Annotated in this window: 16 protein-coding genes; 9 read left to right on the forward strand and 7 right to left on the reverse strand. The window is 65.2% G+C overall.

Annotated elements, in window-relative coordinates; translation table 11 throughout:
- The first annotated feature begins 1,384 nt into the window (after nt 1–1,384).
- Nucleotides 1,385–4,876, forward strand: a complete 3,492-nt coding sequence (locus tag F0U63_RS41025; protein ID WP_395839152.1) for an NACHT domain-containing protein — start codon at nt 1,385–1,387, stop codon at nt 4,874–4,876.
- Nucleotides 4,877–4,886: 10 nt separating this feature from the next.
- On the opposite strand, the gene F0U63_RS41030 is transcribed toward F0U63_RS41025, so the two are convergent.
- Nucleotides 4,887–6,632 (reverse strand): MDR family MFS transporter, encoded by a 1,746-nt coding sequence (locus F0U63_RS41030; protein WP_395839154.1) that lies wholly within the window; start codon nt 6,630–6,632, stop codon nt 4,887–4,889.
- Nucleotides 6,633–6,703: 71 nt separating this feature from the next.
- Here F0U63_RS41030 and F0U63_RS41035 point away from each other — a divergent pair, with 71 nt between their 5' ends.
- Together F0U63_RS41035 and F0U63_RS41040 are read left to right on the forward strand one after the other, a co-directional pair.
- Nucleotides 6,704–7,207 carry an NUDIX hydrolase gene (locus F0U63_RS41035; protein ID WP_395839156.1) on the forward strand — a complete coding sequence of 168 codons (504 nt, stop codon included), beginning with the start codon at nt 6,704–6,706 and terminating at the stop codon, nt 7,205–7,207.
- A 92-nt stretch (nt 7,208–7,299) separates the two neighbouring features.
- The gene (locus F0U63_RS41040) at nt 7,300–7,626 is read left to right on the forward strand and encodes a hypothetical protein (RefSeq protein WP_395839159.1); all 327 of its coding nucleotides are present in this window, start codon (nt 7,300–7,302) and stop codon (nt 7,624–7,626) included.
- Nucleotides 7,627–7,660: 34 nt separating this feature from the next.
- On the opposite strand, the gene F0U63_RS41045 is transcribed toward F0U63_RS41040, so the two are convergent.
- Nucleotides 7,661–9,160, reverse strand: coding sequence for a carboxypeptidase M32 (locus F0U63_RS41045; RefSeq protein ID WP_395839161.1), 1,500 nt, complete (start codon nt 9,158–9,160; stop codon nt 7,661–7,663).
- 69 nt (nt 9,161–9,229) lie between these two features.
- Here F0U63_RS41045 and F0U63_RS41050 point away from each other — a divergent pair, with 69 nt between their 5' ends.
- Nucleotides 9,230–9,775 carry a hypothetical protein gene (locus F0U63_RS41050; RefSeq protein ID WP_395839163.1) on the forward strand — a complete coding sequence of 182 codons (546 nt, stop codon included), beginning with the start codon at nt 9,230–9,232 and terminating at the stop codon, nt 9,773–9,775.
- Between the two features lie 24 nt (nt 9,776–9,799).
- Here the strand turns inward: F0U63_RS41050 and F0U63_RS41055 are convergent, their stop codons facing one another.
- Complete coding sequence (locus tag F0U63_RS41055; protein ID WP_395839166.1) at nt 9,800–11,419, reverse strand: peptide chain release factor 3; 1,620 nt, start codon at nt 11,417–11,419, stop codon at nt 9,800–9,802.
- 170 nt (nt 11,420–11,589) lie between these two features.
- Between F0U63_RS41055 and F0U63_RS41060 the strand changes: the two genes are divergently transcribed.
- On the forward strand, nt 11,590–11,976 hold the full coding sequence (locus F0U63_RS41060; RefSeq protein ID WP_395839168.1) for a RidA family protein: 387 nt from the start codon (nt 11,590–11,592) through the stop codon (nt 11,974–11,976).
- Nucleotides 11,977–12,599: 623 nt separating this feature from the next.
- Here F0U63_RS41060 and F0U63_RS41065 read toward each other — a convergent pair.
- Nucleotides 12,600–12,866 carry a DUF1883 domain-containing protein gene (locus tag F0U63_RS41065; protein WP_395839171.1) on the reverse strand — a complete coding sequence of 89 codons (267 nt, stop codon included), beginning with the start codon at nt 12,864–12,866 and terminating at the stop codon, nt 12,600–12,602.
- 446 nt (nt 12,867–13,312) lie between these two features.
- Between F0U63_RS41065 and F0U63_RS41070 the strand changes: the two genes are divergently transcribed.
- The 4 genes from F0U63_RS41070 to F0U63_RS41085 all read left to right on the forward strand — a co-directional run bounded on the left by F0U63_RS41070 (nt 13,313) and on the right by F0U63_RS41085 (nt 15,616).
- Complete coding sequence (locus F0U63_RS41070; RefSeq protein WP_395839173.1) at nt 13,313–13,900, forward strand: hypothetical protein; 588 nt, start codon at nt 13,313–13,315, stop codon at nt 13,898–13,900.
- On the forward strand, nt 13,897–14,313 hold the full coding sequence (locus F0U63_RS41075) for a hypothetical protein (protein WP_395839176.1): 417 nt from the start codon (nt 13,897–13,899) through the stop codon (nt 14,311–14,313). Before F0U63_RS41070 ends, F0U63_RS41075 begins: the two co-directional genes overlap by 4 nt.
- 55 nt (nt 14,314–14,368) lie before the next feature.
- Nucleotides 14,369–15,112: an ImmA/IrrE family metallo-endopeptidase gene (locus F0U63_RS41080; RefSeq protein ID WP_395839178.1), complete on the forward strand. Its 744-nt coding sequence runs from the start codon at nt 14,369–14,371 to the stop codon at nt 15,110–15,112.
- Nucleotides 15,113–15,490: 378 nt separating this feature from the next.
- Nucleotides 15,491–15,616 (forward strand): hypothetical protein, encoded by a 126-nt coding sequence (locus F0U63_RS41085; RefSeq protein ID WP_395848504.1) that lies wholly within the window; start codon nt 15,491–15,493, stop codon nt 15,614–15,616.
- 123 nt (nt 15,617–15,739) lie between these two features.
- On the opposite strand, the gene F0U63_RS41090 is transcribed toward F0U63_RS41085, so the two are convergent.
- From F0U63_RS41090 to F0U63_RS41100, 3 genes are all read right to left on the reverse strand, one after another.
- Nucleotides 15,740–16,546, reverse strand: a complete 807-nt coding sequence (locus F0U63_RS41090; RefSeq protein WP_395839181.1) for a hypothetical protein — start codon at nt 16,544–16,546, stop codon at nt 15,740–15,742.
- Nucleotides 16,547–16,697: 151 nt separating this feature from the next.
- Nucleotides 16,698–17,435 (reverse strand): DUF5953 family protein, encoded by a 738-nt coding sequence (locus tag F0U63_RS41095; protein ID WP_395839184.1) that lies wholly within the window; start codon nt 17,433–17,435, stop codon nt 16,698–16,700.
- 22 nt (nt 17,436–17,457) lie between these two features.
- A complete protein-coding gene (locus F0U63_RS41100) occupies nt 17,458–18,216 on the reverse strand; it encodes a DUF6310 domain-containing protein (RefSeq protein ID WP_395839186.1) in 759 nt (252 codons plus the stop codon).
- Between the last annotated feature and the right edge of the window lie 259 nt (nt 18,217–18,475).

Consider the following 18,475-nt stretch of genomic DNA (forward strand, 5'->3'; position numbering starts at 1 on the left):
GGTGGCGGCATTCAAGGCATCCAAGGGGAGGCCTTGTTCGATTCGCGCCGGGCCCTGGATGGGTTTCATGTTGAACTCCGGGCTGAAGTTCAGCACCGCGCGGGGCCCGACTTCGAGGCTCAGCGGTCCTCTCGACTCCTTCCAGGGAGGAGTCGGAACTCGTGGGTCGAACTCATCCCTGGACCAGGATGGATACGGACAGAAAGGGGTTACTCTACCTTCACTCAAAGAAGGACAGCGACAGCCCAACTGGGCGATTTGCATCCGTGTCCGTCCATCATCCCGCGAGCCAGACGTCGTGCTGGAGATTCGAGTCTTCCTATTCGGCTCATCGACACTCCAATACTCCAGATAGCACCCGGAGCGAGGGGTTGCTTCCCTGTCAGAGGAAGGGTTCGGCCCATCAGCGCGTGCATAGCCGCCCCCTAGCCCCCCCATCACGATTGGCACCACGAGAGCCCACAAACGCTCACTCCGCTTGGCTCCCCACATGAATAGCTCCCCCTGGACCCGGTCTGGGGTCCGGACTCTGGGTAATGATTCAAAACCCGCCAACCAGGCCATAACAGACCATGATTGGCCGTCCCATGACGCGGTATACCTGCTCTTGAATGAATGAGCTCCTCACGGATGTCTTCTTGGATGTGAAGACACCGCAGGATACCTGCCATGGAGGGAAGGAAGCGCACGAGCCGACCATGAACACGCAAGGGGGGCATCTTCCTCGTGGAGCCGGAAGCCAGCCGGCCTGATAAATCTCCCGGGGACTGACTGATCGATGTAGATGCGAGTCTTCTCTTCTGGATTCATGGCATCCCAGAATCCCAGAGAGCAACCGGATCAAGGTTTGTATCCCCGGCAGAGGTGGAGGCAGGTCCGCTGGCGCGCGAACAACCGCCCCCTTGCACTCTCAACAGGGGGGGGGGTTGTCACAACTGGCCACAATCACTCTCTCCGATTGGCTCCCCACATGATCATTCCCCCTGAACCCGACCGGGAGTCCGAAATTTGAGTAATGAGCCAGCACCCGTCAAGCAGACCCTTACGGCCGGGGTTCGTCATGAACGCGCGAGGGGTGGCGTCTTCCCTGGAGAGGCGGAGGCCAGTCTGGCTGATGACGTTATGCCTCTTGATGGTGTGTGGACAGGCACGAGACGTCATGGCTGGCAGCGTGCATGGCAGCCCCGTCTGGCCCGTTCCGGTAGCGACCTCGCGAGCTACGCTCGTTCCATGGGGAGATGAGCAGCACGTCTGGGTGGTGGACGAGCACGGCGCCCACGTCGTGGATCGGCAAGGCACTACCACCCATGTAAGAGGCTCCTGGCTGGCGGCCGGATTCCGTGTCGTGTCATGGATTCAGACCTCGATTCCCGGGAGGGCATGGGTGCTCGCGAGCGCCCATCCGAACGGAGGCCGCGCCGAACAGGCCCGGCTCTATCTGGTAGAGGCCGGCCAGGACGTGGTGTCGGGGCGTATTGTTCTCCAAGCGGAGAAGCTCATACTGCTCCGGCAACAGACCTTCCGGTCACCCATCGATACGAATCCTACCTATTTCCTCCCTGAACCACTGGAGCCGCATCATCGGCTCTGGGTGGTGATGAGCCGCTCCGGCACGGCGCTCATCTCCGTCGTCGATGCGGATGGAAATGTCACGCGCGTCACACCTGTGACGGCCCTGACATCGACAGGCGACGATCCATACGGCTGGTGGCAGGTGCTGCCCATAGGCAAAGAGGCCAGGGCCTGGCTCGAAGCAGGTCGACAACTCTTCTTCCTGGACACCGAGAACCGCTCCGAACAAGGACGGCCGCTGCTCAGCGGGGAAGGGACGTTCTGGGTCGTTCCTGGTCCAGAGGGACTGCGTTCATGGGTCATGGCGGAGGTACGCCCCCCTGGAAGTAATGTCTCGAAGCGACAGCTCTACAACCTCGACCCGCGGGCGCCTCCCGGTACAAGAGCGTCGCTCCTGCTGCGGGGAACACCCATCCGACAGGTCGTGGCCAGCGTGGATGGCTCCAGGGCGTGGATCACCGGTGCAATGAAGGCCGCCGGAAAAGGAGGGCTCCATCTCGTGGACATCCACGGCAGGTCCCTCCTGCCCGGGGGACCCCTCTTCGAAGGACAGCAGGTGCTCATCTACAGGGCCCCCTCGGATCGGCTCTGGGCCTTGACCGAATCAGGTGGCGTCTTCCTATTGGATGGGAAAGGAAGGCTCCTCGCGGGAAAGGAGGGATTGCTCTCGTGGCTCATGCAGGAGACGGGAGGTCTGCGCGAGTTCGTCACCTTCCCCGTGGGAGCAGAGGACCTCCTGGTATCGGCGAGCCTGCAAACAACGAGCAAGGTCGTTCACGTGAAGCACCAGGCGGAGCGGGTAGAGGCTGTGCCACTGCTGGGAGGCGCGAACGCTTCCGTGCAGGGAGTAGAGCCCGATGGCACGGGCGTCTGGCTCCAGAGTGAGCTCGACGGCATGCTGTATTTCGTCTCCCTGGAGCCGTCGCACTACCTCGCGTCCCATCCCGTCATGAAGGGCACCCAGGTGTCGATTGTCATTCCCTCGGGTCAGCGGATGGGGGGATGGATCCAGACAGGCTCCGCCAGCTTCGCCACCATTCCCCTGGAGAAGATGAGCGCCACCCTGAAGCTTCGGGGCGGAGAGCTGCGTGTCGAACCGGGTGGACACGTCACGGTCGAGGGAAGGCTCGATCTGAGGGCGCCGCTTCCGAAGGACGAGACCGGGAGTGTGGACCTGCACTGGCCGGTTCCCGCTCCCACCGGCGAGATCGCGGGACGCCTGGAGGTCACGCTGTGGGACAGAGCCAGGGCCGAGCCCCTGGTGGCCTCGGTCACCCGCCAATACGCTCCGGGCACGCCTCCACCCCAGCTCAACTGGTACATGGATGAGCGCTCGCTGGAAGCGCGGCCCCTCGAGGCCGTCTTCCTCTACCAGGACGCGGCGGGAACGCAGGCGAAGCTGGAAGTGAGCGGCGTGCTCTTCCATGCACCGCTCATCGAACAGGTATGGTTCCGCACGACGCTGGCCTGCCTCCTGGCGACGCTGCTCTTCGTCCTTCCCCTGATGTTCCTCCCCCGCCAGCGCCTCGCCCAGCGCTGGCTCCCCTTCCTGGGCTGGAGCGCGAACGTCCTGGGTGGCAGCGGGTTGTTCCTCGCCGGGATGACCAACGCCTGGAGGATTCATTTCCCCATCTTCGTGGGAGTGCTCTTCCTCGAATTGCTCCTGGGTCTCGTCCTGGGACTCGTCTCACCCGCGGCCTTCCGGCTGCTGGCCTCCACCCGGCCGTTCTGGTGGCTGGTCCCCGTGGCGCTCGGGCTGCCCTCCACGCGCAGGCACATCCAGGCCGAGTACGTGGCGCACGTGGGCCGCAAGGTGGAAGCCTGGCGCCGCCAGGCCAATCACGAACGATACGTCTCCCTGCCCGCCCACTTCCGGGAGGGAACGACGCATGCGTCGCCCATGGGGACGCCGGCCCGCGCCTCTCCGACGTACCTGACCCTGGAAACTCCCGAGGAGCGCATCGCGCGATTCCTCACCCAGCCAGAGGGAGGCCATGTCCTCATCGAATCCCCGGGAGGGCGCGGCAAGAGCGCGCTGCTGCGCGAGGTGGTGCAACGGATGCTCTCGGACTTCACGGAGGATCCGTCCAAACCCCTGCCCGTGCTGTGTGACGGGCGCGGACACACGCTGGAGGGAATCGCCTTCCAGGCGCTGACGTCCAATCCCCTTCCAAAAGACATCCACGAAGTCCTGTTGCTGCGCGGAGACTACGTGCTGGTGGTGGATGGTCTGACGGAGTCGGCACTGAGCACCGAGTCCTTGAAGGAGTTCCTGGATGGAAGCTACGGGCACTCGGTGAGGCTGCTGCTCACCTCGAGGCCCCACCTCGGTTTCCGACAGGTCGTGGAGGGCGCCAGACAGTGGATGATCGCGGAGCCCAGACGCCTGGATGACGAAACCCTGGGCCGCTTCGTCGCCGCCTACGCCCCCGGGGGACATCAACAGACCGAGCAGAGGCTGGAGGCCTGCCGGGGACCCGATGGAACCTACCTGCCCATCCTGGTCCGGTTGGCGCTGCTGTTCGGCCACGACTCGGGGGAGGAGGGCATCGCCGCGCTCTACGAAGCGGCCTTCCGGGGTCTGCTGCGCCAACAGGGCCTCTCGGGTGGAGAGGACACGGAGCTGCTGGCCTGGGCGGGGGAGTTCTGTCTGCGGACGTACTGGACCCAGGGCATCCGCTCGCTGCGCTACCGGAACGCACCGGAGCAGGAACAGATGCAGAAGCTGCTCCACGCCGGGCTGCTCGTCCCGGAGGACGCCTGCGTCATTCCAGGGCAGCAACCGGCGCAGGTCCGCTTCTTCCACGACTCCATGCAGAGCTATCTCACCGCCCGTGGGCTCTTCACGCGAGTGCACGCGGAGCCAACCTGGGACTGCCTCTGGCGCGCCGCGGCCGATCCCCTCTTCCGCACGGACCCCTCCGAGCTCGACTCCGGGGCGGATTCAGAGCTGTTCCAGCTATGCCTGCAGGTCTTCGGCCCCGAGGAAAAGCTCCGGCGGGAACTGCGCCGGCAACTCCTGGAGTGGGCCACACTCCATGACGATGATCTCTCGAAGCGGGACATCCTGAACACCGTGCCGGAGGACAGCCGGACCCACTTGGATGAGCTGCTCCGCACGGACGCCGAACTGTCTCCGCGCAGCGTCCTGCGGGCGGCCGTCTTCGTCTGCCAGGAGGACCTCGCCCATCTGGGGACGCTCTACATGCGCCTGGCCCAGCGGCTCTGGCCCTGGCATCAGCCAACGCCGGAAGAGACGTGGAGCATGGAAGCCGAACAGGGCGCGCGGCCAGGGGCGCATTGACGGAGACGGCCTACTCCAAGGCGGCGGGAGGCGGCGCGTTGCTCTTGCGCAGGGGGAGCTCCGGCAGCGCGAGGACGACGAGGAACGCCAGCGCGGCGAGCAGCAGGGTCACCAGGTAGAGCAAGCGGATGGCCTCGGTGAAGGCCGTCTTGAAGGCCCGGGCCACCTGGTCCACGGTGGACTCGGCGGACTCGCGCGCCCGCGCCAGGCCCTCGAGCCGACCCCGCGCCTGGGCGTCGCCCTCCCCGACCGCCCGGGTGAGCGCCTCGTGCCGCCGGTCGAAGTCCACGGCCAGACGCGCCTTGAGGGCCGCCGCGTCGAACATCCGCCCTCCCACCATGCCCTCCCCTCCCGCCTGCCCGCCCGCGTCCGAGGGCGGAGCGAACTCCCGGCGCCACTCGGCCGGGACGTTCCGGGTGGCCTCGGCCATGTGCGTGGTCATGGAGGAGGCGAGCACCCCGCCGAACACCGTGCCCAGCAGGGCCACGCCCATGGTGGAGCCCATCTGCCGGAAGAAGGTGGCGCTCGCGGTGGCCACGCCCATCTGCTGGGGCGCCACCCCGTTCTGGATGGCCAGCGTGAAGAGGGGAATCGCGGGACCCAGTCCCAGGCCCACGAGGATCATCTTCAACGTCAGCTCACCCTGGGTGGAGTCTGGCGAGAGGGTGAAGGCCATGACGCCGAAGCCCGTCATGAGCACGACCTGGGCGATGAGCATCAGGGGCTTGTAGCGGCCCCAGCGCGACACGAGCTGTCCGGAGAGGATGTTGCCCGTGACCACGCCCAGCGTCAGGGGCGTGAGGGTGAAGCCCGAGCGCGTGGCCGACAGCCCCACCACGTTCACCATGAAGAGGGGCAGGAAGACGATGGCGCCCAGGAACACCCCGCCGTTGAGGAACGTGGCCAGGTTGCCCACGGCGAACACGCGGTTGCGGAAGAGCGACAGGTCGACCAGGGGCTCGCGCACGGAGCGCTCGACGAGGATGAAGGCGAAGAGGCCCACGACCGAGAGCGCCAGCATGCCGAGGATCTGGGGCGAGCCCCACGCGTAGCCCACCTCGTCTGAGCTGGAGGCATTGCGGCCCAGCGACAGCGCCACGAGCAGGGGCACGGTGAACAGCCCCAGGGTGAGCGCCCCGCCCACGTCCACGGAGGGCCGGGCCCCCGGGCGGCGCAGGGGCGGCATGCGCGTGAGGATGAAGAAGAGCGCCACCGCGCCCAGGGGCAGGTTGACGAAGAACACCCAGTGCCAGCTCAGATGGTCCGTGAGGAATCCACCCACCAGGGGGCCCACCACGCTGGACAGCCCGAACATGGCGCCGAAGAGGCCCTGGTACTTGCCGCGCTCGGCGGGCGGGAAGATGTCCGCGACGATGGCGAACGCGCTGGTGAAGAGCGACGCGGACCCGGCTCCCTGCACCGCCCGGGCGAGGATGAGCTGGAGCGTGGTGCGCGACAGGCCGCACAGCGCCGAGCCGCCCAGGAAGATGAGGATGCCGATGACGAGGATGCGCCGCCGGCCGAACCCGTCCGACAGCTTGCCATACACGGGCACCAGCACCGTGGAGGCCACGAGATAGGACGTGGTGAGCCACGCGTAGAGCGAGGCGGGGATGTGCAGGTCGCGCTGGATGGCGGGCCCCGCGGTGGACACGATCGTCTGGTCGAGCGCGGCCAGCAACATGCCGAGCATCACCCCGGCGAGGGTGAAGATCTTCTGGGGTCGCGTCATCTCGAAGGTCTGCGAGGCGGCCATGCCCCACGGCTTCGCACGAAGGGGGCCCTCACCACAACGCGAAGCGAGGTAGGGTTCGCGCAGGAGGCGTCGTGAGTTCTCTAGTGGATCCCTTCGTGCGCGTGGCCTATCGCGGTGCCTACAATCTGGCACTCGTCTGGTGGTTCGTCCGACGTCCAACGACCGAGGGGACCCTCGTGGGGGTGTGGCGGGGCCGCGAGGTGTTGTTGTTGCAGAACTCCTACAGGCGCGACTTCAGCCTGCCGGGCGGTGGCCAGGACCCGGGGGAGAGCCCCGCGCAGACGGGCTCGCGCGAGCTGCGCGAGGAGGTGGGGCTGCACGTGCCACCCGAGCGGCTGCGCCCCGTCTTCGTGAGCCAGAACCGCTACGTGTACAAACACGACACCTGCCACTTCGTGGAGCTGGAGGTCGAGACCGAGCCCCCCCTGGTGCTCGACCACCGCGAGGTGGTGTGGGCCCGGTTCATCGACGTGGACACCGCGCTGCGCCTGCCCCTCGTGCGAGTCGTCCGCGAGTACCTGGAGGACGCCGCGCGGCGGCGAGCAACCCCGCCGCCCCGGGACGTCACGCCGTAGAGGACACCGACCTCGCAGGGGAGACAGACAGGTGAGGGCTGGCTCGGAAGTTGCTCAGGCAGGGGAACTCACTTTCACCCCCGGAGCGGTCCATGCACGATTCCCTCGAAACCCCGAGCACGATGCGACAGCGGTGTCCTGATTCATTGTCTGGCGCGGGAGTCCTGGCGCTGCTCGCGCTGCTGCTTGGCGGCTGTCATCCCTCGGGTTGGGAGTGCTTGAGCTCGAAGGATTGCGAGCGAGGACTCACCTGTGTGCATTGGGAGCCAGGGCAAACGGAGGAGTCGCGCTACTGCGCCAGATCCTGCCCGGTCGAGGCGGACTTCTGCGATGACGGCCGGAGCTGCGCGTGCCCGGACTCCCCGTTGAAGAAGAGGTGCTTCGACGACGACGGCCAGCTCATCGGCGTCTGCGAATGAAGACTGGCGTTGGCGGAAGCACCCGCTCCTCGCCTCAGAGACTCACGCCATAGAGGGCGCCGAACTTGGACTGGAGGTAGGCGAGGAAGTCCACGTCGGTGAGGCCCTGACCCGTCACCTTGCGCACGAGTTCCTCCGCGGGCAGGCGGTAGCCCTCGGCGTGCACGTGGTCGCGCAGCCAGTCGCGCAGGGGCCGCAGCTCACCGCGGGCAATCCCCTCCTCCAGCCCCGGCAGGGCCCGCCGAGCCGCGGCGTAGAGGGACGCCGAGTAGAGGTTGCCCAGGGCATACGTGGGGAAGTAGCCGAACTCCCCCCAGGCCCAATGGATGTCCTGGAGCACGCCCTGCAGGTCATCCGGCGGGGTGATGCCCAGGAAGCGCCGCATGCGCTCGTTCCACGCCGCGGGCAGCTCGTCCAGGGGCAGCTCGTCGCGGATGAGCAGCAGCTCCAGCTCGTAGCGCAGCACGATGTGCAGGTTGTACGTCACCTCGTCCGCGGCGATGCGGATGAACGAGGGCGTGACGCGGTTGATGGCCGCGAGGAAGCCGTCCAGTTCCACGCCCGCGAGCCCCTCGGAGAAGGTGTCGCGCAGCAGCGGGAAGTAGTGCGTCCAGAAGGGCCGGCCGCGCCCCACGAGGTTCTCCCACAGGCGCGACTGGGACTCGTGCAGGCCCATGGAGGGTGCGTTCGCCAGGGGCGTGCGGTGGTGGGCCGGCTGGAAGCCCTGCTCGTACAGTCCGTGCCCGCCCTCGTGCAGCGTGCTGAAGAGGCCCTCCAGCGAGTGCTCGTCCAGGTCCGTGGTGAGGCGCACGTCCGTGGGGTGCAGGCCGCTGGAGAAGGGGTGGATGCTCTTGTCCTGCCGGCCCGCGTCCAGCTCGAAGCCCATGTCCCCGAGCATCCGCAGCGACACGCGCCACTGGGCCTCGGTGTCGAAGCGCCGGCCCTGGAAGAGCTCCGGCACCTGGCGCGGCGCGGCCTGGAGCACCCCCACCTGGCGGATGAGGGTGTCGCGCAGCGAGGCCAGCACCGGGCCCAGGCGCGCCACGCGCATGCCGGGCTCGTACTCGTCGAGCAGGGCGTCATAGCGCTCGCCGCCATGGCCATACGCGTCCGCCTGCTCCCGGCGCAGGGAGAGCAGCCGGGAGAGGGCGGGCTGGAAGCGGGCGAAGCGGCGCTCTTCGCGGGCCTCGCGCCAAGCGTGCAGGCCCTGGCTCTGGGCCTCGGCGAGCGCCTTCACCAGGGTCCGGGGCAGCTTCACCGCCCGATCCCGCTCCTGCGTCAGCACACGCGCCATGGCGCGCTGGTCCGGGGTGAGCCCCGGAGCGTCCGAGGCCCAGGCGAGCAGCTCGCCCAGCCGGGGGTCCACCAGGCGCTCGTGCTGGATGCCGTGCAGGGTGGAGAGCTGGTGGGAGCGGGCCTCGTGGGCGCGGGTGGGCAGGTAGGTCTCCCGGTCCCACGAGGCCAGGCCGATGACTCCTCCCAGGTCGCGGAGTTCGTGCATCCGGGTGAGCAGCGCGTCGAAGGTCTTGTCCATGGGGGGAATCCTTAGTCCAGACCGGCTCGGACTTCCGCACGGCCCGGCATTCGGTTAATGGGCCAACGCATGGCCACCCAGGTTCAGTTCTTCATGTCCCCCGACGACGAGGTCGCCTTCTTCCGCCACCTCGAGCGCTTCGAGCTGGAGGTGTACCCCCGGCGCGTGCCTCCCGACTGGGAGACCTTCCGGGCCTCGCAGGCGAACGTGCCCCGGCTGCCCGAGGAGGACCTGTACCTCGTGGTGGTGGCCGCGGGCCCGGCCATCGTGGACAAGGTGAAGCGCGGCCCGGACAAGGGCTTCTGGCGCATCGACGAGGTGCGCTCGCCCGTCATCTTCTTCGAGCGCTGCCGGATGAACGAGGAGGGCGAGCTGCTCAGCGGCCAGATGTGGGCGGAGATGGACGTCACGCCCCAGACGGGCCGCAAGGAAGCGGCGGCGGATATCTTCATGCGCACCTACCGCGAGGTGGAGGAGTACCTGAAGAAGACCTTCCGCAAGGGCGACCCCAAGCCCTTCCTCGTCGGCCCCAAGGCGGCGCGCCTCCACAAGGAGACGCGCCTGGTGCTGCGCGACTCGGCGCACCGGGGTGGCACGGTGGTGCCGTACAAGTAGCCCACCCCGGGCGGCCGCGGTGCTTCAGCTCCCGGTCGCGGCGAGCTGCCGCAGCTGCGGCGCCGCCGAGAGGAACTTCAGCTCCGGGTGCTTCTCCTCGGCGTGCTGGAGGGCCCAGTCGTCCCGGAAGAGCACCAGGGGCAGGCCATCGCGGTCCTGCACCGTCTGGCGATTGCCCTCCCAGTCGAAGGTCTTCGGGTCGAAGTTCGGCCCCACCACCCAGCGCGCGTGGCTGAAGGGCAGCCGGTCCAACATGATGCGCGCGCCGTACTCGTGCTCGACGCGGAACTGGAGCACCTCGAACTGCAGGGCACCCACCACCCCGACGATGGGATCCTTCATGCCCATGCCGAGCTGCTGGAAGATCTGCACCGTGCCCTCCTCGGAGAGCTGCTCCAGGCCCTTCTCCATCTGCTTGCGGCGCAGCGGATCCTTCGAGCGCACGATGGCGAAGTACTCCGGGCTGAAGCGCGGCACGCTCTCGAAGAGCAGGTCCTCGCCCTCGGCCAGGGTGTCGCCGATGCGGAACATGCCGGGGTCGAACAGACCGATGACGTCGCCCGGCCACGCGTCCTCGATGGCCGTGCGCTCGGCGGCGAGGAACTGGCTGGGCTTGGCCAGGCGCACGTCCTTGCCCAGCCGCGAGTGGAACGCCGTCATCCCCTTCACGTAGCGACCGGACACCACGCGCATGAACGCGATGCGGTCGCGGTGCGCGGGGTCCATGTTCGCCTGGATCTTGAACACGAAGCCGGAGAACTTCGGGTAGGTGGGCTCGCGCGGGCCCTCCTTCGTCGGACGCGAGGTGGGCGGGGGGGCCAGCTCCAGGAACGCGTCCAGGAAGGGCCGCACGCCGAAGTTGGTCATCGCGCTGCCGAAGAACATGGGCGTGAGCTGCCCCGAGGTCACCTTCTCCCGGGTGAACTCGTCCCCGCCGATGTCCAAAAGCTCGATCTCCTCCTTGAGCGTGGCCAGCTCGCGCTCGCTGAGCACCGAGTGGATTTCCTCGGAGTCGAGCGGCACCGAGCGCTCGGCCACCTCGGACTCGCCGTGGCGCCCTTCCGCAGAGAAGACGTGCACCACCTTGTGCTGCCGGTCATATACGCCCCGGAACTCCGGCCCCATGCCGATGGGCCAGTTCATCGGGTAGGCGCGCAGACCCAGCACCTGCTCCAGCTCGTCCATGAGCTCCAGGGGCGCGCGGCCGAAGCGGTCCAGCTTGTTCACGAAGGTGAAGATGGGGATGCCGCGCATGCGGCAGACCTTGAAGAGCTTCTTGGTCTGGGGCTCCACGCCCTTGGCCGCGTCGATGAGCATCACCGCCGCGTCCGCCGCCGCCAGGGTGCGGTAGGTGTCCTCGGAGAAGTCCTGGTGGCCCGGGGTGTCCAGCAGGTTCACCGCGTGGCCCCGGTAGGGGAACTGCAGGACCGAGGAGGTCACGGAGATACCACGCTGCTTCTCCAGCTCCATCCAGTCGCTGGTCGCGTGGCGGCTGGCGCGCCGCGCCTTCACGCTACCGGCCAGGTGGATGGCGCCGCCGTAGAGCAGCAGCTTCTCGGTGAGGGTCGTCTTGCCCGCGTCGGGGTGGGAGATGATCGCGAAGGTGCGCCGACGGGCGACCTCCTGGTCGAGCTCGGATGCCATGGAGAGTGGAACTATCACGCGGCGTGTATTTTTTCGCGGGGCACAGATTGCGACATCGCCTTGCTGGAAGGCGTGCGGGGCTTCAGGCGTTCGGGTATGCCCCCGCGTACACTCACCGTGCACCCCTCTTCGCCAGGAGGCGGGGATCCGGGGCCACGACAGGAGCCGCCATGCAGCGCAGCACGTTTTCGACGGGAACTCCTTGGGAAACGCAGGTGGGCTACTCGCGCGCGGTCCGGGTCGGACCGTTCATCTTCGTCTCGGGGACCACGGCCACGGACGGGGCGGGCCAGGTGGTGGGAGGTGGGGACGCCTATGCGCAGGCCCAGCAGGCGCTGCGCAACATCCAGGCGGCGCTCGAGGGCATGGGCGCCGGGCTGGAGCACGTGGTGCGCACCCGGATGTACGTGACGGACATCGCCCACTGGCAGGAAGTGGGACGGGCCCACGGCGCCGTCTTCGGCGCCATCCGCCCCGCCACCAGCATGGTGGAGGTCAAGCGGCTCATCGACCCGGCCATGCTGGTGGAGATCGAGGCCGACGCGCTCGTGCCCTGAAGCCGCGACGCCCGACGCTGTCACGGAAGGTAGATGTGGGCTTGGGCAGTCGCCACCAAGTACTGCCTTGAGTCACTCGAGGCAGGAACTCGCTCCAGCCCGGTCGGCGCCTCTGGGACCACCTCGACGTGGAGACCTGAGCGTGAGAATGAGGACAAGGGCTCGCGCAAGCGCATCACCGCAGCGTGCACCGCGCCCCAGAAACTCGCTGGCCGCACCATGCATCTGTTCTTCACCAGGTTGGAGATACGCGTAGCCTAGCGCCCCTAGTATCTCCGCCTCGGGCAAACCTCACCCGGTTTCACGACGTCTTCGCTCCAGGCGCGAAACTGCGCCCATTTGTGCGCCCCCCTAAGGCGGAAGCAAATCCGAAGCCGAAGAGGAGGACAGAGAGTGGTGCAACCAGTTCCGTGCAGTCCCCGAGGTTCCACATCCGCCAGACCCTCTTATCTCCGGGCTCGCGCACCGGGCCGCTCCACGAGCCTCTCGCGGGAAGATCTTGGGGATAAACGGGACGACCCGTCCTCATCTCCAAAGAGGACAGGTCGTGTCGTACGGTCACCAACTGAGACCGATTCACTTGACCATTCTCTGGACCCTCAAGGTTCGAGGGGTGATCATTCTCAGGTGTTCACAACACGGACGGTCGCGTTGACGTGGCCTCGATAGCCGCCCAGATCCACGGTCACGTGCCAGTGCCCTGCATGGGGGGGGTGGAGCACAGCGGGGGAGCGGGTGAAGTGACCGCCATAGTAGCGGTGACGCCCGCCGCGCCGGTAAGAATTGAAGTTGATGAAGTCCATCAACCGCACGTTTGCGGCGTTGCCCGACAACTCCACCAAAACGGCATCACCAGCAGAGGTGTCCACTTCGAAGTGGAGGAACTTCATGCCGTCCTCCGCGCCAGGATCTGGGGGTAGCAGTGGCCGCAATTGCTGTAAGTCACGCCCTGGGGGGCATACGGCTCCGAGAGCGGATCCCAGCGGGTGATGTACAGCTGCCAGCGCACACTGTCCCACAAGTAGTATCCGGCGAAGAAGTGCATGTGCTCGGCCACCATCATGTCCAGATGGTGGCTCCCCGGACATGCTGAGCCAGTGAAGTGCACTTCCCCAGTGTTCGAGTTCCACATGAGGTTGTAGCCGGACGCGTACTTCGTCCGGATAGTAAGGAGATTCTGGAAAGTCTGCATCTTTTCGGTTCCAATTGACGGGGGCCTGCGGGATTGCAGCCCCTCAACAGGTAGGTGCTGGGCAGGCGGGCGTTTTCAGCATGGGCGCTGAAAAAAAGTTCCTGGCCAGCACTTCATCTTGGAACCGGAGGCAGTGCGCTTCACATGAAGCCGGCGGTCAGCGAGCGGTTCGACAAGGAGTGGGAGGGAGCGGCCAAGCAGGCCATGGCGTTCGCCATCCGCCTCAGCAGTGCTCTGCACGGAGGAGGTCTCGTACCTGCCGTACGGGAGCGGGCCGAAGAGTACGTGCACGAGGCCATCAAGCTGACGCTTGATGAAAGCCGGGCATGGAACCCCGACAAAGTACCACTTGGGCTCCACTTGTGCGGTGTCGTACGTAGCCTCATATCCAACGAGATACGAAGTGCTGCTGCTCGCCTGCGTGAGGAGGGGGCATGGGAGGAAACAGCTGAGGCACGCGCTGATATGTCAGTGCCAAGGCCTATAACTCCAGAGGAGTTCTATCTCTCGAAGGAAACGTGCGAGGTCATCGAAAACGATGCTTATCAAGCAGCGGACAAAGACGAGGAGCTCATGAAAGTGGTGGAGGCGGTAGTGGATGGTGCCTTCGATATCGACATGATTGCCAAAGCCACAGGCCTTCCAAGCAAGAGCATTTACTCAGCAAAAGACAAACTCAAGAAACGTCGTAACTCTATTTTGAAAAATTCAAAACAGGGGAAGAAACCATGAAAAAGCTCTCCTCCGCCCAAGAGTTCGTTCAACGATTGGAATTGCTCGAAGCAATAGATTCTGAACCACCAGCAAACAGTGCCGAAGCAGAAAAAATAATGCACAACACTGGAGTAGATCCAAAAGCCTTTCTTGCACGTACGCGCGCGCATATCCAAGGTATTCGAAGCAAGCTCGCCGAGGAGAGGCTAGCGCAAGCAGCCCAGGCTCGCACTGCAGAGAGTGCTCGTCTTGCTACCCGTACACGCTCCTTTTCCTCTTTGAGTCTTGAAGAACTCAAAGCCCGTGTGAGCGCACTCGGCGCATCCAATCAAGGATTCGCAGTTGCACACAAAGGACTGACTGGTCCCGCGTCACGCGAAGAACTTGAGGCACTTCTCGCCGAGCACGAGCACCTTGAAGATGAGAAATAATAGTGTGGGCAGGACAAGCGCAGACGTTGCCCGAGGGGAACGGCGAGCCCGTGCGGTGCTTGCGCAGGAAGGACTCACTCATCTGATTGGTATCGCGATAGAGGATTTTGCGCATTTGCGTGGCGCGCTTGTTCGCGACTTCCCGTTAAAAGGATGTGAAGGTCGTCTAACCCGGCTTGGTGGTCGAGCTATTATCAGCGTCAACTCCTCGCTTGATTACGAACCTCGTCGCCGCTTCGTCATTGCTCATGAAATCGGGCATTTGGAACTCCATGAAAAGAAGAATCAGTTGGAACTTTCATTGTGTGATGAAGAGCGCATCAGCGAACTCTACGACCAAGGTACCGAGCAGGAGGCCAACGCGTTTGCCTCCGAGTTGTTAATGCCCACGGAAGTGTGGCACAGAAAATGTGATGTCACTCAGCCCACGCTGGACCGTATTGCAGAACTTGCTCAGGAATTTGGGGTCAGCTTCACTGCCGCCGCCATTCGATTTTCGAAACTCAGCGGGGAGCGTTGCTGTGTAGTCTACTCTCAGGATGGAGTGGTGAAGTGGGCCGTTGCTGGGCCTGAATTCGACCACTGGATTGAACGAGGGATACAGCTTCGTCCTGCAACGCTCGCAAGTGACTACTTCCGCAAAGGTGCGTGTAGGAGAGAACCGGAGGAGGTTGCTGCATCAGCATGGTTGGATGCACCACGTGCCCGCTATGGCGAAATCTGGGAGCACAGCCGTGTCATTTCATCTCAAAAAGCAGTGTTGTCATTACTTTGGATTCCCGAGGGCGTAGATTTTTAGGTGCTTCCTGGCAGGTTGCGGACGGGCGGTCCATTCCGGCAAACGTGCGCGACTATTCACCTGATGCTCGCGCAGATCGCAGAAATGAGAAATGACGCTGAGAAGGTGTCTAACGATTTGCACGGATGAGTCGTACGAGACGATTAGTACAACTCGGTGGGCCATTTGGAGGCCGCTCCCGGGAGAATGGCGTCTCGCCGACGAGAACGAGAAGAAGAGGGGCCCCCCGCCGTGCGCCATGCCCGGACCTCATGGCCTCTTCGCCAGCTATACCTTTTGTCCGCCCCGAGCGGACGGAGGCCGAACTGCGTGCCGTCCTGCGCCCCATGTCGTCTCTGAGATCGACTGGTCGAGTTGCACCTGAAGCCCGGCAGCGTGGTGAGCCCAAAGTTCTTCGCCCAGGTTGGCGCGGGCGCGTACCACACCTATGGAGTAAAGACGAATGGGACGCTCGCATGCTGGGGCGCGAACTTCTCTGGCCAAACCTCACCTTCATCTCTGTAGGGCCCAGGACCGCAGAGCAACCCTCGTTGTTGAAACCCTAGCGAGAGCTGCTACGCCGCCGCGTGCTCCCTGTCACCGAGTGTGGCATGTGGCTTGGCGAGGTGTGGCTGGGGAGGAGCAGTGCTAATGCCATCCCAACTCCCTATCCCAGGCAGCCAACTGCATGGTCACCGTGTATGCGTAGGCACTGGAGACCTTCTCGAAGTCCCTCGGGGAAAGCGCGGAGAGGCGCTCGCGCAGAAAACCCGGGTCACTGAGTACCTCGCGGTGCTTGAATTCGGCGTCCACCTCGACCAGGACAGGAATCACCCGGAGCACGGCCTCCATACACTCCTCTCGGCTCGCACGAGACATGCGCGCCACCGTCACCGCCATGTGTTCGCGCACCGAGACGGGCCCCCTGGGGCACCACGCCTCCAGCGTCTTGCGGTAGATGGAGTCCATGAGTTCGTCGAGCGTAGGGTAGGCGTCGGGCACCCTGTACGCATAGCGCGGGCCCTGGAGCACGTCCCAGAAGCGCAGCAGCGCGACGAGCCGCCTGGCCATGCGCTCCGCGCTCCGCGGAGGGGGCGGAGACACGGCATGGTAGAGCGCACCCCACGGGGTGCTCAGGCAGAAAGCCTCGAAGGACTCCTCCATGCGCTGGCGCTCCTCTTTCGGGACGCCTTCATTCAAGCTCAAGAAGACGTCGGCGAACAGGTGCACCCGCCAGCGCGGGCGAGGAACGACGTCGAACTCGGCCCCCGAGATCACCTCCAGAAGCTCGCCAGGCGGCACCTGGAGCATCTGCCGGGGCTGGGTAAAAGCACCGGTCTTGAGGTACTCCCGAGCCCACCCCTGGCCCTTGGCCTTCACCTTGCGGAGGACGGCGCCGGAGAGGCCGTGAAGCATCGCGGGAAACTCGAGCACCGGGGACTCTGGCGTGGTCATGTCGCTGGCCCTACCATAGCGGTCACGTGCGCCTCAAACTCTCCTTCCAGGAAGCATGGGGATTCTCGCGCCGGTAACTCCAGCCTCTGAGATGGAAGTGGAGGGCGTGGGGCGGCGAAGCGGCCCGCATTTCCCACGAGCCGTACCAACCTCAATGGGCTGCGCGCCCGCCGATCTCCGGGAAGCGCTCGTAGGCCCGCTTGAGCGCGTCCAGGTGCGTGGAATCGTCCAGGTCGAGCGGAGCCTCCGTGAGCTGCACCACCCAACCACCAGTCGCGGTACACCGTGAGCGCGAGAGCAGGTCCGCGTCGCGGGCCGGGTCCGGGAACCCGATGGCTCGTGCTGCGGCGGCCGACCAGTAGTTCAGCCACCCGAGGCGACGCGGAATCTCAGGCGAACGAATGTAGTTTGGGAACCTGAGCGCGGGCAGCCCCCGTGGCGGAACTCCTGGCTTACGCACCGGATCGACCGTCTGCCGCGAAATTTCCACGGTCGCGCTGAAAGGCGTAGCGTGTCCCCAATACGCGCGCGCGCCTTCCCCAATCGCCGCGAGCACATCCGCTGCCGCCGCGATACCAGCTGCGTCGAATGGCAGTTGCGCATGAATTTCAAGATGTGGCGCGCCATCCGCGGCAAGACCGTTCGGGTTTTCCCACCCGGAAATCGACACCAGACGGGCATCGTCATCATTGCAGAGGAACGGAAACCCTCCGTCTGCCCTATTGGACGCGACCCATTCATCGCGGTGAGGCAGCGATATGAGGTCTTCCTTCTCCGAAGTCGTCCACCCCAAGCGCAATCCTGGAAGCGCACGTTCCATTCCATGAACGATGGCAAGCGGGCGCCCATCGTCGCTCGTAAGCACAGGGGCGTATACGCTGATGGTCATCTCATTCCGGCCAAACGCCATGTCAGCACCAATTCATGAGGACGACGGTGAGGGTATCATCCAAACTCTCCAGTATCGCCTGATGTGTGGCGCTTTTGACGCCAACGGCAAAGTTATATCCGCATGCTTCCGCGAGTTTTTTCTCGCGCTGTATTTCTGTCAGTTTCATTCTGACAAAAAACTGCTGCGAGCGAGGAGGTTGCTTTTCAAAGTCATCCGTTTTGACCTCCCACAGCGTGCGCGTGGCGAGTTGTAGCGCGTCGAAGTTCTTCCCATTCACGTACACATCCCCACCGGGGAAGCTGTTGTTCGGCATCTTGTCCGCGCACTCGTTGTGCGGGTCATGCCCGCCCAGGTGACGCGGCAATGGGATGGGCGTGCATCGCGAGTCGTCTTCCTCGGTGAGGGCGGTCGCGGGCTGCTTCTGCGGCGAGGGCCCCCGGGCCGGTGCTTTCGACGCACGAGGCTGGGCCTCGAGTTCCACCATGAGTTGCCGCGAGGCCTCCGACACGTCTCGCAGCCGTGCCTCGAACTCCCGTTGAGCGTCAACCCAGGGTGGGCGGCTGTCGAACTCCGGCCCGCCGGTGCTGGAGGGCCAGAGCAGGACGAGGCCCACGAGCAAAGGGCCCACCCGGGAGAGCGCCCCGGCGAACGTCCTGGCACGGCCCGCCTGAGCAAGACCCTCTGAGCCCCTCACCACCTCGGCGGCTTGCCCGCTCGTTTTCGCGTCTGTGGAAAAGCGCTCGAAGGCCCGTTCCGCCGCGATCAGCTTGCGATCCAACGCCTCCCATTGACGCGGCTCCAAGTCATGACGCGCCCGAGACAGCAGCGCCCGGACCTGGTCCAGGTCCGCCCTTCCAATCCGCGACCCCTGCTGCACCGGCTCCATCGGCGAGGACACGAGACGGATGCTCGGGCCTGGGGGAGGAGTCGGAACGAAGTAATGAGACCGTGGCATCGACGGAGAGGGGGACGCGCTCGCGCAGGCGGAGAGAAAGAGCAGCAGTGAGAAGCAAGCGCGTAGACGCATGGCCACGTTC

The sequence above is a fragment of the Cystobacter fuscus genome (assembly GCF_044360685.1).
Taxonomy (GTDB): Bacteria; Myxococcota; Myxococcia; order Myxococcales; family Myxococcaceae; genus Cystobacter; species Cystobacter fuscus_C.

What these genes read in the sequence shown, in the direction of transcription:
- F0U63_RS41030 (WP_395839154.1), bottom strand. Translation starts at nt 6,632, where the DNA reads ATGGCCGCCTCGCAGACCTTCGAGATGACGCGACCCCAGAAGATCTTC.
- F0U63_RS41040 (WP_395839159.1), top strand. Translation starts at nt 7,300, where the DNA reads ATGCACGATTCCCTCGAAACCCCGAGCACGATGCGACAGCGGTGTCCT.
- F0U63_RS41045 (WP_395839161.1), bottom strand. Translation starts at nt 9,160, where the DNA reads ATGGACAAGACCTTCGACGCGCTGCTCACCCGGATGCACGAACTCCGC.
- F0U63_RS41050 (WP_395839163.1), top strand. Translation starts at nt 9,230, where the DNA reads ATGGCCACCCAGGTTCAGTTCTTCATGTCCCCCGACGACGAGGTCGCC.
- F0U63_RS41055 (WP_395839166.1), bottom strand. Translation starts at nt 11,419, where the DNA reads ATGGCATCCGAGCTCGACCAGGAGGTCGCCCGTCGGCGCACCTTCGCG.
- F0U63_RS41060 (WP_395839168.1), top strand. Translation starts at nt 11,590, where the DNA reads ATGCAGCGCAGCACGTTTTCGACGGGAACTCCTTGGGAAACGCAGGTG.
- F0U63_RS41065 (WP_395839171.1), bottom strand. Translation starts at nt 12,866, where the DNA reads ATGAAGTTCCTCCACTTCGAAGTGGACACCTCTGCTGGTGATGCCGTT.
- F0U63_RS41070 (WP_395839173.1), top strand. Translation starts at nt 13,313, where the DNA reads ATGAAGCCGGCGGTCAGCGAGCGGTTCGACAAGGAGTGGGAGGGAGCG.
- F0U63_RS41075 (WP_395839176.1), top strand. Translation starts at nt 13,897, where the DNA reads ATGAAAAAGCTCTCCTCCGCCCAAGAGTTCGTTCAACGATTGGAATTG.
- F0U63_RS41090 (WP_395839181.1), bottom strand. Translation starts at nt 16,546, where the DNA reads ATGACCACGCCAGAGTCCCCGGTGCTCGAGTTTCCCGCGATGCTTCAC.
- F0U63_RS41095 (WP_395839184.1), bottom strand. Translation starts at nt 17,435, where the DNA reads ATGACCATCAGCGTATACGCCCCTGTGCTTACGAGCGACGATGGGCGC.